General features: G+C 46.0%; 11 protein-coding genes and 1 pseudogene. All 12 read left to right on the top strand.

All coding sequences use genetic code 11. From position 1 onward, the window contains the following. Positions 1-68: 68 nt before the first annotated feature. On the top strand, positions 69-1,895 hold the full coding sequence (locus tag WJM94_RS23565) for a DUF294 nucleotidyltransferase-like domain-containing protein (RefSeq protein WP_444496587.1): 1,827 nt from the start codon (positions 69-71) through the stop codon (positions 1,893-1,895). A gap of 21 nt (positions 1,896-1,916) precedes the next feature. Continuing rightward, complete coding sequence (locus tag WJM94_RS23560; RefSeq protein WP_444496586.1) at positions 1,917-2,546, top strand: 3'-5' exonuclease; 630 nt, start codon at positions 1,917-1,919, stop codon at positions 2,544-2,546. 244 nt (positions 2,547-2,790) lie between these two features. After that, entirely contained in the window at positions 2,791-4,740 is a 1,950-nt protein-coding gene (gene acs, locus WJM94_RS23555; RefSeq protein WP_444496585.1) for an acetate--CoA ligase, read from the top strand. Positions 4,741-5,047: 307 nt separating this feature from the next. After that, the gene (gene aroQ, locus WJM94_RS23550; RefSeq protein WP_444496584.1) at positions 5,048-5,497 is read left to right on the top strand and encodes a type II 3-dehydroquinate dehydratase; all 450 of its coding nucleotides are present in this window, start codon (positions 5,048-5,050) and stop codon (positions 5,495-5,497) included. A 60-nt stretch (positions 5,498-5,557) separates the two neighbouring features. Next, positions 5,558-6,019, top strand: a complete 462-nt coding sequence (gene accB, locus WJM94_RS23545; protein WP_444496583.1) for an acetyl-CoA carboxylase biotin carboxyl carrier protein — start codon at positions 5,558-5,560, stop codon at positions 6,017-6,019. Positions 6,020-6,033: 14 nt separating this feature from the next. Continuing rightward, complete coding sequence (gene accC, locus WJM94_RS23540) at positions 6,034-7,377, top strand: acetyl-CoA carboxylase biotin carboxylase subunit (RefSeq protein WP_444496582.1); 1,344 nt, start codon at positions 6,034-6,036, stop codon at positions 7,375-7,377. 130 nt (positions 7,378-7,507) lie between these two features. Then, a complete protein-coding gene (gene prmA, locus WJM94_RS23535) occupies positions 7,508-8,395 on the top strand; it encodes a 50S ribosomal protein L11 methyltransferase (protein ID WP_444496581.1) in 888 nt (295 codons plus the stop codon). A 139-nt stretch (positions 8,396-8,534) separates the two neighbouring features. Continuing rightward, positions 8,535-9,503 carry a tRNA dihydrouridine synthase DusB gene (gene dusB / locus WJM94_RS23530; RefSeq protein ID WP_444496580.1) on the top strand — a complete coding sequence of 323 codons (969 nt, stop codon included), beginning with the start codon at positions 8,535-8,537 and terminating at the stop codon, positions 9,501-9,503. A 23-nt stretch (positions 9,504-9,526) separates the two neighbouring features. After that, positions 9,527-9,823, top strand: coding sequence for a DNA-binding transcriptional regulator Fis (fis, locus tag WJM94_RS23525; protein ID WP_000462885.1), 297 nt, complete (start codon positions 9,527-9,529; stop codon positions 9,821-9,823). Between the two features lie 404 nt (positions 9,824-10,227). Further along, positions 10,228-11,217, top strand: coding sequence for a diguanylate cyclase (locus tag WJM94_RS23520; RefSeq protein WP_444496579.1), 990 nt, complete (start codon positions 10,228-10,230; stop codon positions 11,215-11,217). A 294-nt stretch (positions 11,218-11,511) separates the two neighbouring features. Continuing rightward, positions 11,512-11,688 (top strand): annotated as a pseudogene (locus tag WJM94_RS23515) (helix-turn-helix domain-containing protein); the annotation flags it as partial. A gap of 55 nt (positions 11,689-11,743) precedes the next feature. Then, positions 11,744-12,903, top strand: a protein-coding gene (locus WJM94_RS23510) for an IS3 family transposase (protein ID WP_444492974.1) whose coding sequence is annotated in 2 segments (ribosomal slippage) — positions 11,744-12,002 and positions 12,002-12,903 — 1,161 coding nt in all. Because the reading frame shifts where the segments join, the coding sequence is not laid out codon by codon here. Positions 12,904-12,911 lie beyond the last annotated feature (8 nt).

The following is a 12,911-nucleotide window of genomic DNA, read 5'->3' as shown; positions in this document are numbered from 1 at the left end:
AGTCGTCTGGCTTATGGAAATAAATTTGTCAGACTTAGAATGTGTACCTGCCAACATTAGGATTCCTTATGCCTGATAAATTTAACATGCAATCTCCCCCGTTCGACCGCCTGACCAGCAAGCAACAAGCGCGACTCCGCTCGTCCCTTGACGTGGCGTATTATCGAACCCGAGATGTTATTTTATCTAGCGGGCAAACCAATCCTCATTTGCACATATTAATCAAAGGTGCGGTGGAAGAACGTTCCAAAGACCAGAGCGAAATCTTCGCTCACTACGCGAATGACGACATGTTCGATGTGCGTTCTCTGTTTGAAGACAACGTGCGCCATCAATATGTGGCACTCGAAGACACCCTGTCTTACTTGATGCCAAAAGAAGTGTTTCTTGAACTCTATAATGAGAATGGACAATTTGCAGCGTACTTCGATAACAACCTGTCAAAACGACAAGCACTGATAGAAGCCGCCCATCAACAGCAAAATTTGGCGGAGTTTATTCTGACTAAAGTCGATAAGAGCATTTACCACCCCCCAATGCTCCTGACCCCAGAAACACCGATCAATGAGGTGACGCGAACGCTAAAAGAAAACGGTATCGACGCAGCATTAGTGAAACTCAACCCAGACGATCCGCGCCTTGAAAAATGGCCGTCAGCACACCCATACGCCATCGTCACTCGAACTAATATGCTTCACTCAGTGATGTTAGATAACTGCACGATCGATACGCCGGTAGGCGAGATCGCCACCTTTCCGGTTTATCATGTCGATGAAGGCGACTTCCTGTTTAACGCCATGATCACCATGACACGTAACCGAATGAAACGCTTGATGGTATGTGATGGTAATCAAGCCATTGGCATGCTCGACATGACCCAGATACTCAGTGCCTTTTCAACACATTCACACGTGCTCACGCTCAGTATCGCCAGAGCCAGCAGCGTGGAAGAGCTTGCCCTTGCATCCAACCGACAACGTCAGTTGGTAGAAAGTCTGGTAAGAAACGGCATTCGAACCCGCTTTATCATGGAGCTGATTTCCGCCGTTAATGAACAAATCATCGAGAAAGCCTTTGAATTAGTTGTACCACCAGCGCTCCACGACCACTGCTGCTTGATAGTACTAGGCTCTGAAGGCAGAGGGGAGCAGATACTCAAAACCGATCAAGACAACGCACTCATCATTAAAGACGGCTTAGAGTGGTCTCAGTGTGAGCAGGTGATGCAATCTTTTACTCATACCCTACAACAGCTGGGTTACCCACTCTGCCCAGGTAAGGTTATGGTCAACAATCCTAAGTGGGTCAACTCGCAAACGGCGTGGATTAAAACCCTTGATAACTGGATTGTTAAAGCCGAGCCAGAGCAAATCATGGATTTGGCTATCTTCAGTGATGCGCAGGCTGTTGCAGGAAATCGGGAACTGCTCACACCTATTGCCGAGCATCTCAGAGACACGATGAAAGATCGCATGTTGATATTGTCCGATTTTACACGTCCAGCACTCCAGTTCTCCGTGCCACTGACCCTGTTTGGTAACGTCAAAAGCGACAAAGATGGTTTAGATATCAAACGAGGCGGTATCTTCCCTATCGTGCACGGCATCCGAACTCTGTCTCTTGAATATGCCATTGAAGAAAAAAACACCTTTTCCCGTATAGAAGCATTAAGAAACAAACGCATCTTAGAACCAGAAACCGCCGATAACTTAAATGAAGCGCTCAAGCTGTTCTTTAAACTTCGCCTGAATCATCAGCTTAATCAGCAAGATGCGCTCAACAACATCGACCTTAAACAGCTCGACAGAACCGAACGTGACTTACTGCGCCACAGCCTGCACGTGGTGAAAAAGTTTAAGCAGTTTTTAGGTTTCCACTATCAGATCCGTGATTAAGTCATACAAGAGGTATCAGGGATGAATTGGCTGAAACGCAAATATTGGCATTACAAGCTGAAAGGCTCGCCTTATCAGTCGCTATTTAATGATCCGGGTAATACCGAGCTCGTCTCTCTCGACTGCGAAACCACGAGTTTAGACCCCAATCGGGCTGAACTGGTCACCATTGCGGCAACCAAAATCATTGATAACCGTATCATCACCAGCCAGCCATTTGAAGTGCACCTGCGCGCGCCGCAATCCCTCGATTCCGGATCAGTGAAAATCCATAAAATTCGTCATCAGGATTTGGTCGATGGCATCAGCGAAAAAGACGCATTGGTGAAACTGTTAGATTTCATTGGTAACCGGCCATTAGTTGGTTACCACATTCGCTATGACAAAAGAATATTGGATCTCGCCTGCCAGAGGCAGCTTGGATTCCCTCTGCCTAATGCATTGATTGAAGTCAGCCAGATATATTTTGACAAACTGGAACGACATTTACCTAATGCCTATTTCGACTTAAGTCTGGAGGCCATTTGCAAGCATCTTGAGCTGCCGATGCAAGACCGACACGACGCATTACAAGATGCCATCGCCGCCGCCCTGATCTTTGTGCGCTTAACCAAAGGTGAATTACCTAATCTCAGCGTACCCTATACATAATTCCGGTTGACCTGGCTCCCATAATCACTTTTATTTCAAACCTTTTTAGGTAGATCCCTCTCTCTCATCCTAAAGTCTAATTGTGGAAATACGCGCTGTGACTGACAGTTATAGGTACAAGGTCGTTGTTGAGACGACTGACCGTTTAAAACCGAACAACAGCGCTACAAAATTAAAGATTCAAGGTCTTATGCAAATTCAAATTGACCTAAGACCGAGAGATTAAGGCACAAGGAGAGAAGCCATGAGCGAAGCCCACGTTTATCCGGTAAAAGAAAACATTAAAACTCATACACACGCGGATAATGACACTTACCTAGCCATGTATCAGCAGTCGGTAACCGATCCAGAGGGCTTCTGGAGCGAGCACGGCAAAATTGTTGATTGGATCAAACCTTTCACCAAAGTAAAAAGCACCTCTTTCGATACAGGTCACGTAGACATTCGTTGGTTTGAAGACGGTACACTGAACGTTTCAGCAAACTGTATTGACCGCCATCTGGCAGAGCGCGGTGACGATGTTGCAATCATCTGGGAAGGCGATGACCCTGCTGACGATAAAACGCTGACCTTTAACGAACTGCACAAAGAAGTATGTAAATTATCTAACGCATTAAAAGCGCAAGGCGTGCGCAAAGGCGACGTAGTCTGTCTCTACATGCCAATGGTTCCTGAAGCGGCTATCGCGATGCTGGCTTGTACCCGCATCGGTGCTGTACATACCATTGTATTTGGCGGCTTCTCACCAGAAGCGCTTTCGGGTCGTATCATCGACTCCGACGCTAAGGTCGTGATCACTGCAGACGAAGGCGTTCGTGGTGGACGTGCTGTTCCGCTGAAAAAGAACGTTGATGAAGCTCTGACTAACCCTGAAGTAAAAACCATCAGCAAGGTAGTGGTATTTAAACGCACTGGTGGCGACATCGAATGGCATGATCATCGTGACGTTTGGTGGCATGAAGCAACGGCTGCAGCTTCGGACATTTGTCCACCAGAAGAGATGAAAGCGGAAGATCCTCTATTCATCCTTTACACGTCAGGCTCAACAGGTAAACCAAAAGGCGTCCTACACACTACTGGCGGTTACCTTGTCTACGCAACCATGACGTTCAAATACGTATTCGACTACCAGCCAGGTGAAACCTTCTGGTGTACCGCTGACGTGGGCTGGATCACTGGTCACACTTATCTTATTTACGGACCGCTGGCTAATGGTGCTAAGACAATCTTGTTTGAAGGTGTGCCTAACTACCCAAGCACAAGCCGCATGAGCGAAGTGGTCGACAAGCATCAAGTTAATATTCTTTACACCGCTCCGACAGCGATTCGTGCACTGATGGCGAAAGGTAACGAAGCTATCCAAGGCACAACTCGCGACAGCTTGCGTATCATGGGTTCGGTAGGTGAACCAATTAACCCGGAAGCTTGGGAGTGGTACTACAAGACCATTGGTAATGAAAAATCACCAATCGTAGATACCTGGTGGCAGACTGAAACTGGCGGTATCTTGATTACTCCACTTCCTGGTGCAACGGAACTCAAACCAGGATCGGCAACTCGCCCATTCTTCGGCGTACAACCTGCGTTGGTAGACAACATGGGTAACGTGGTTGAAGGTGCAACTGAAGGTAATCTGGTTATCCTAGATTCTTGGCCAGGTCAGATGCGCACGGTTTACGGAGACCACGACCGCTTTGAGCAAACTTACTTCTCTACCTTCAAAGGCATGTACTTTACCGGTGATGGTGCTCGCCGCGACGAAGACGGTTACTACTGGATCACAGGCCGCGTAGATGACGTATTGAACGTTTCTGGTCACCGCATGGGTACTGCAGAGATTGAATCAGCGCTTGTCGCTCACCACAAGATTGCGGAAGCAGCGATTGTCGGTATTCCTCACGACATCAAAGGCCAGGCTATTTACGCTTACATCACACTCATTGACGGTGAGTTCCCTTCAGCGGAACTGCATAAAGAAGTGAAGGATTGGGTACGTAAAGAGATTGGGCCAATTGCGACACCAGACGTGCTGCACTGGACGGATTCCTTACCTAAGACCCGCTCTGGTAAGATCATGCGTCGAATTCTGCGTAAGATTGCAACCGGCGATACCAGCAATCTGGGTGACACATCCACGCTTGCCGATCCAAGCGTTGTAGACAAGCTCATCGCAGAAAAGGCAGAGCTGGTATAAGATAACCAACCTGTTTTCAACACCTGATAAAAAACCGCTATCACTGGATGGCGGTTTTTTACGTTGAGGGGCACAGATTAGCCATATTCCTGACATGGCAATTATGTTGTTTTTGTTAACTTGGTTGCAGAAACAAAATGGGCTATTGGGAGATTAGACCAGTAAATTGCTGCTAATTGCTATGAATTAGCTATAATCTTGGTCGATTTTTTAAAATTTGCTCGGTTTTAACAAAAAAATCGTGTTGAATTATCGTATATTTGGGAATATAAACGTTCCACTCACGATAAGGGAAGATAGCAACATAATGTCTGCAAAGTCACGGATTCTTGTTCTAAACGGACCAAACCTTAACCTATTGGGTCTGCGCGAACCGACACATTACGGTAACAACACTCTAGCACAAATTGTGGATGCCCTAACGGAGCAAGCCCACAATGCAGGAGTGGAACTGGAACACCTACAATCAAATCGTGAGTACGAACTGATTGAAGCCATTCATGCTGCTTACGGCAAGATTGATTTCATCATCATCAATCCAGCGGCTTTCACTCATACAAGTGTAGCGCTGCGAGATGCATTACTTGGCGTAGCCATCCCATTTATCGAAGTGCACCTATCAAACGTGCATGCACGTGAACCGTTTCGCCACCACTCATATCTGTCAGACAAGGCAGTGGGTGTGATTTGCGGTCTGGGCGCACAAGGTTATGACTTCGCTCTGTCTGCTGCGATTAAAAAGTTGCAGGCAAAGTAACCCAAACACTCTGCAACCCTACGGGGTTGTCTTACTCACAAGATAAAAGAGAAAGAAAAGATGGATATTCGTAAAATCAAGAAGCTAATTGAGTTAGTTGAAGAGTCTGGCATTGCTGAGCTAGAAATTTCAGAAGGTGAAGAGTCAGTACGCATCAGTCGTCACGGCGCAGCAGCTCCAGTAGCAGCACCAATTCACTACGCAGCAGCTCCAGTAGCAGCACCTGCACCAGTCGCAGCTCCAGTAGCGGAAGCACCAGCGGCAGCTCCAGCGGCAGCGGTACCTGCAGGTCACCAAGTTCTTTCTCCAATGGTTGGTACTTTCTACCGCTCTCCAAGTCCAGACTCGAAAGCATTCATAGAAGTAGGCCAAAAAGTTAACGCTGGCGATACTCTATGTATCGTTGAAGCAATGAAGATGATGAACCAAATCGAATCGGACAAGTCTGGCGTTGTTACTGCAATCCTAGTTGAAGACGGCCAACCAGTTGAATTCGACCAACCTCTAGTTGTAATCGAATAAGCGAGGCTTGCCTTATGCTAGATAAAGTTGTCATCGCGAACCGAGGTGAAATTGCACTTCGTATTCTTCGCGCTTGTAAAGAGCTAGGTATTAAGACCGTTGCTGTTCACTCAACAGCTGACCGTGATCTTAAGCACGTATTACTTGCAGACGAAACCGTATGTATCGGTCCTGCTCGTGGTATCGACAGCTACCTAAACATTCCACGCATCATCTCTGCGGCAGAAGTCACTGGCGCGGTTGCTATCCACCCAGGCTACGGCTTCTTGTCAGAAAACGCAGACTTCGCTGAACAAGTTGAGCGCAGTGGTTTCATCTTCGTAGGTCCAAAAGCAGAAACTATCCGCTTAATGGGCGACAAAGTGTCAGCGATCAATGCAATGAAGAAAGCTGGCGTTCCATGTGTACCGGGTTCTGACGGCCCGCTAGATAATGATGAAGATAAAAACAAAGCGTTTGCTAAACGCATTGGTTACCCAGTCATCATTAAAGCGTCTGGCGGCGGCGGCGGTCGTGGTATGCGCGTTGTTCGTGCTGAAAAAGATCTCGTTCAAGCCATTGCTATGACTCGTGCAGAAGCAAAAGCGGCGTTCAACAACGACATGGTTTACATGGAGAAATTCCTGGAAAACCCTCGTCACGTTGAAGTACAGGTCATTGCTGACGGTCAAGGCGGTGCGATCCACCTTGGTGAACGTGACTGTTCTATGCAGCGTCGTCACCAGAAAGTTGTGGAAGAAGCGCCAGCGCCGGGTATCACTGAAGAGATGCGTAAGTACATTGGTGAACGTTGTACTCGTGCATGTGTCGAAATCGGTTACCGTGGTGCAGGTACGTTTGAATTCCTGTACGAAAACGGTGAGTTCTACTTCATCGAGATGAATACTCGTATTCAGGTAGAGCACCCAGTAACAGAAATGGTTACAGGTATCGACCTAATCAAAGAGCAGCTACGTGTTGCAGCAGGCCAGCCATTGTCGTTCACTCAGGATGACATCAAGATTCGCGGCCATGCAATTGAGTGTCGTATCAACGCAGAAGACCCAGAGCGCTTCCTACCATCTCCAGGTAAGATTGAGCGATTCCACTCTCCAGGTGGTATGGGTGTGCGTTGGGAATCTCACATCTACACGGGTTACTCAGTACCACCTCATTATGATTCAATGATTGGTAAACTGATCACTTACGGTGAAAACCGTGACGTAGCGATCGCGCGTATGAAGAATGCTCTTGGTGAGATGATCATTGAAGGCATTAAAACTAACGTGCCACTACAAGTATCAATCATGAATGATGAGAACTTCCAACACGGTGGTGCGAACATTCATTACCTAGAGAAGAAACTAGGCCTACAATAAGCCTTGGTTGAACTCATGAAAAATGCCCACACTTGTGGGCATTTTTGTTTTGTACAAAGTCTATACTCAAACAATTCGTAGAGTTCTGGTAAACTCTGCGCCACTTCATTCACTTTAAGAGCAAAAATAAATGCCTTGGATTCAAATCAAACTCAACGCGACCAATGAAAACGCTGAGCAAATCGGCGACATGCTAATGGAAGAGACTGGTGCGCTGTCTGTAACTTTCCTAGACGCGCAGGATACGCCTGTATTCGAACCTCTACCTGGCGAAACTCGCTTATGGGGCGATACTGACATTCTGGCACTGTACGATGCAGAAGCCGATACCAACTTCATCATCGACCAAATCAAAGCGAGCAACATGCTTGCAGACGATTTTGCTTACAAAGTAGAACAGCTGGAAGACAAAGACTGGGAACGTGAATGGATGGAAAACTTCCACCCAATGAAATTTGGTGAGCGTCTGTGGATCTGTCCAAGCTGGCGTGATGTTCCAGAACCAGACGCAGTGAACGTGATGCTCGATCCTGGCCTGGCATTTGGTACTGGTACTCACCCTACCACAGCACTTTGCCTAGAGTGGCTGGAAAGCATGGATCTAACTGGTAAGACGGTTATCGACTTTGGCTGTGGCTCAGGCATTCTGGCGATCGCTGCGATCAAACTGGGTGCAGAAAAAGTCATTGGGATCGACATTGATCCTCAAGCTCTGCAAGCATCTCGCGACAATGCAGAACGCAATGGTGTCGCAGATCAACTAGAAGTTTACCTACCTCAAAATCAACCTGAAGGCCTAATCGCTGACGTGGTTGTTGCCAATATTCTTGCTGGCCCATTACGTGAACTTGCGCCTGTCATTAAAGGTCTGGTTAAACCAAATGGTGACCTTGCGATGTCTGGTGTTTTAGACACTCAGGCAGAAGACGTAGCAAACTACTACCGTGACGAGCTTCACATTGATCCGATCGCTGAGCAAAAAGAGTGGTGTCGCATCTCTGGTCGTAAGCAAGGCTAGACAAGGTTTTGCACGCTAATCGTTTGAAATTTATGCTATTTACAAAAACAATTTGTAAATGCTCAAATATTAGTCTTTTCACGCAGTGAAAAAATGCGTAAAATGCGCGCCCTTGCTGGTACAGAACTGTGATGACGTTTTGAAAATCGGAAACTATCAACTTAAGAACAATCTAATCGTAGCCCCTATGGCTGGTGTAACGGATAGACCGTTTCGCGAGTTGTGTCTTCGTTATGGTGCGGGAATGGCCGTCAGTGAAATGATGTCTGCCAACCCAAAGCTATGGAAAACGTCGAAGTCGAAACAGCGCATGGTACATGAAGGCGAATCGGGCGTTCGCTCTGTACAAATTGCGGGTTCCGATCCACAGCTTATGGCGGATGCAGCTCAATTCAGTGTTGAAAACGGTGCGCAAATCATCGACATCAACATGGGCTGCCCAGCAAAAAAAGTGAATAAGAAGCTAGCGGGCTCTGCACTGCTTCAATACCCAAACATTATCGAAGAGATTTTGAAAGCGGTAGTGAATGCTGTTGACGTTCCTGTAACGTTAAAAACCCGAACTGGCTGGGATACAGAAAATAAAAACTGCATCCAAATCGCTAAATTAGCCGAAAACTGCGGCATACAAGCTCTGGCACTGCATGGCAGAACAAAGGCATGTATGTACAAAGGTGAGGCCGAATACGACAGCATTAAAGCGGTAAAAGAGGCTATTTCAATTCCGGTTATCGCGAACGGTGATATCGATAGTCCGGAGAAGGCCAAATTTGTACTGGAGTACACCGGTGCGGACGCTTTAATGATTGGACGCCCTGCCCAGGGTCGCCCTTGGATTTTCCAGGAAATCCATCACTATTTGGAAAACGGCACCACAATGGATGAGCTTCCAGCGAAGGAAGTGAAAACCATTATGCTTGGCCATGTGAACGCTCTGCATGAATTTTACGGAGAGTACTTAGGACCGCGTATCGCGCGCAAGCACGTAGGTTGGTATCTGAAAGAACATGAGCAAGCAAGTGAGTTTCGCCGTACCTTCAACGCGCTCGACGCAGCTCCGCTGCAAATTGAAGCGTTAGAAGGTTATTTTGATAACGTTGCATCATAATTAAGAGAAGAGCTAGACCGAATATGTTCGAACAAAATCTGACTTCAGAAGCATTAACAGTAACTACAGTAACGTCACAAGACCAGATTACTCAAAAGCCTTTACGTGACTCTGTTAAAGCGTCTCTTAAAAACTACCTTGCTCAGCTAAATGGCCAGGAAGTAACAGAACTATACGAATTAGTTCTAGCTGAAGTTGAACAGCCACTATTAGATACTATCATGCAGTACACTCGCGGTAACCAAACTCGCGCAGCTACAATGATGGGTATCAACCGCGGTACTCTTCGCAAGAAACTTAAAAAATACGGCATGAACTAAGACCGTAATTCAAAGTTGTTATAGAACAAGCCGTTACCTTTTTAGGTAGCGGCTTTTCTTTTTCAGCTAGATAACGAATATTCTATTGGTCTCTAAAACGCTCTGAAGGGCTTCATATTGCTAATTACTGGAGATGATTACCTTATCCATTACTAATAGCTAATATCGCCTCTCTGACACAAAATGAGCGATATATAAAGGATACGGGAGCTATTCCTCAAAAAGGCATCTCTTTTCCCACAAGTTCCTTTCGGAGGTATATACGATACCACCACGTCTCTTTTGCCATCCAACATTGTTGAATCTTTACTCAAACGTTAAGTTTTATGTGATCTTCGTTCATTGTTTCAGCAACTCAAATATATATAATCAACGACTTACAAAAAAACTAAAGGACTAATCACATGATCGATAGAAAAAGGGAGAAATGGCTTGAAGCCATATTAGATACCCTACCCGATCATGTATTTATCCTTGATGAGAACGGTCGTTATATTGAAAGCTTCGGTGGTACCTACCATTCGAATACTTTTAGTGCCAAAAGCTACACTAACTTGCATTTAGGTGATGTATTTTCATCGAGCAAGACGGATGAATTAGTCGATCATATTCATGATGTCATTCGAGATAACGAAACAAAAGTCGTGAAATACAGCCTGGCCCTTCAAGATCATTTACTCCTTCCTATCGAAGAACTAGCAGCGCTGGAAAATCCTGAAGAAACATGGTTTGAAGCCATTATTAAGCCACTTAAAGAATACAGTGGTGAAAACAACTTAGTGTTGTGGTCTGTTCGAGATATCACTCGAACTCATTTATTAGAACAGCGCTTAAAACAGCTTTCGGAAACCGATGAGCTCACTGGCGTACAAAACCGCAGAGCATTTCTCTCTAATTTTGAAACGAGCATCATTGCTCATAGAGCAGACTCAAAGACACTGTCCTGTCTAATGATCGATATCGATCATTTCAAAGAGATTAATGATCAAGTCGGGCACTTCTCTGGAGATCAGGTAATAAGCCGTATCGCTCTGGCCTGCCAGGATATCATTAGCGATAGAGACATTATCGGTAGGTTGGGAGGTGAAGAGTTCGCAGTCATTCTCGAGGACAAAAGCGCTATGCAGGCTTATGAAGTCGCAGAGCGTATTCGCCAGTCCATACAGCAGACAACATGCTATGTAGACGGAATAGAGATTAATACGACCGTCAGTATAGGCATCGCCGAGCTAAGTTCACAGCGTTCACAGGCCAAAGAGCTTTTAATCGATGCAGATAAAGCAATGTACTACTCTAAGCATTCTGGTCGAAATCAGGTGACTTTATTTCATGAGAACCTGCCTGATCCCAAATTGTATAAAGCAGGACATCTCAAAATTCAAAGAGTGTCGTAGCCCACGCTACGCTGCCTTACCGCATTACATGGCCTAACAAGACACACTAGCTCTTTCACGCCTCGCCTCTAAATATGGAAGTAAAGGCAAGAAGTAACATTACCGATCCGACTTGCGTTAGTGCAGTAGAAGCACCTTTTAACCCTAATAACATGACCAAAGGATAGTGATTACGTGTAGCATTGCTAGCAGGACGGGAATGTTATAACAGTCAGGCAGATTAACGAGTCGTAATACCAATCTAAGAAAAAATATGATCTAATTGAGGCCATTCAACGATAGAACTTATTCGCTATGGATAGCCTCGATAATATTGACTTTAAAAAGCTCGCAAGCCAGCAGAAATCTATTCAGATGAAAATGAGACTGCTGGCTCTTGCTCATTTCAAAGATGGACACTCTCGCACTCAAATCGCCAAGTTTCTCAAGGTAAGCCGAACCAGTGTTAATAAGTGGGTTTGTAGTGGTTTAATGATCCCGGACACCAAATTAGGTGGTAAAGTCTCCACCATAAATGAGGTGTTCCATGACAAAACGACAACGACGTACATTTTCTGCTGAATTCAAAATGGATGCTGCAAGCTTGGTGCTTGACCAAGGATATTCGGTACCTGAAGCAGCACGCTCCATGGATGTTGGTGAAACAGCTTTACGACGTTGGGTCGACCAACTCAAGATTGAGCGTGGTGGTACAACTCCGGCGGCCAAGGCCCTTACGCCTGAACAACAAAAAATCCAGGAATTAGAAGCCAGAATTAGTCGATTAGAAAGAGAGAAAGCCATACTAAAAAAGGCCACCGCTCTCTTAATGTCGGACGAACTCGAACGTTCTCGTTAATTGATCAGTTAAGGGAGCATGAGTCGGTCAAGATGCTTTGCGAACTGTTCAATGTGGCTTCTTCCTGTTACTACGAGTTTAAACAGAGAAAGCCGGACGCTAATCGCATTCGGCTAGCAAGCCGAATTAAAGAGCTCTTCAACATGAGCCGAGGTGCTGCTGGCAGTCGTGCCCTTGTATCCATGTTACGTTCAGAAAACATCGACATCGGGCGATTTAAGGTGCGGAAGATAATGCAAGAAGCCGGTCTGATGAGCAAACAGCCAGGCTCGCATCGATATAAGCAGGCCAAATCAGAGCGGTTGGATATCCCGAATCTGCTGAAGCGTGAATTCTCTGTGGTTGCTCCAAATCGAGTGTGGTGCGGTGACATTACTTATATCTGGTCAGGTTCTAAGTGGAGTTATCTCGCCGTGGTACTTGACCTCTTTAGCCGGCGCGTCGTGGGTTGGTCTCTATCGGATAAGCCTGATGCTAAATTAGCTTCTAAAGCCCTAGATATGGCCTGGGAGCAAAGGGGGCGGCCTCAGAACGTGATGTTCCATTCAGACCAGGGATGCCAGTACAGCAGTCGTAAGTTTCGTCAAAGACTTTGGCGATATCGCATAACCCAAAGCATGAGTCGTCGAGGTAACTGTTGGGACAACGCTCCAATGGAGAGGCTATTTAGAAGCCTAAAAACTGAATGGGTACCAGCAACGGGTTACTTGACCCAAACTCAAGCGAAGAAAGATATCAGCTACTATTTGATGGACTACTATAATCGGCAACGGCCTCATCAAGCCAATGATGGGCTGTCGCCAGTCAATGCCGAAAATCGGCTTAAATCTGTGTCCGGAATTTGTTGACCACTACA

The organism is Vibrio sp. YIC-376 (assembly GCF_052353105.1).
Lineage (GTDB): Bacteria > Pseudomonadota > Gammaproteobacteria > Enterobacterales > Vibrionaceae > Vibrio.
The sequence above is the reverse complement of the archived record's forward strand: the minus strand, read 5'-3'. Positions and strand labels throughout refer to the sequence as shown.

Excerpts from the sequence above, each read along its gene's own strand:
- WJM94_RS23565 (WP_444496587.1), top strand. The coding sequence starts at position 69 with ATGCCTGATAAATTTAACATGCAATCTCCCCCGTTCGACCGCCTGACC.
- WJM94_RS23560 (WP_444496586.1), top strand. The coding sequence starts at position 1,917 with ATGAATTGGCTGAAACGCAAATATTGGCATTACAAGCTGAAAGGCTCG.
- acs (WP_444496585.1), top strand. The coding sequence starts at position 2,791 with ATGAGCGAAGCCCACGTTTATCCGGTAAAAGAAAACATTAAAACTCAT.
- aroQ (WP_444496584.1), top strand. The coding sequence starts at position 5,048 with ATGTCTGCAAAGTCACGGATTCTTGTTCTAAACGGACCAAACCTTAAC.
- accB (WP_444496583.1), top strand. The coding sequence starts at position 5,558 with ATGGATATTCGTAAAATCAAGAAGCTAATTGAGTTAGTTGAAGAGTCT.
- accC (WP_444496582.1), top strand. The coding sequence starts at position 6,034 with ATGCTAGATAAAGTTGTCATCGCGAACCGAGGTGAAATTGCACTTCGT.
- prmA (WP_444496581.1), top strand. The coding sequence starts at position 7,508 with ATGCCTTGGATTCAAATCAAACTCAACGCGACCAATGAAAACGCTGAG.
- fis (WP_000462885.1), top strand. The coding sequence starts at position 9,527 with ATGTTCGAACAAAATCTGACTTCAGAAGCATTAACAGTAACTACAGTA.
- WJM94_RS23520 (WP_444496579.1), top strand. The coding sequence starts at position 10,228 with ATGATCGATAGAAAAAGGGAGAAATGGCTTGAAGCCATATTAGATACC.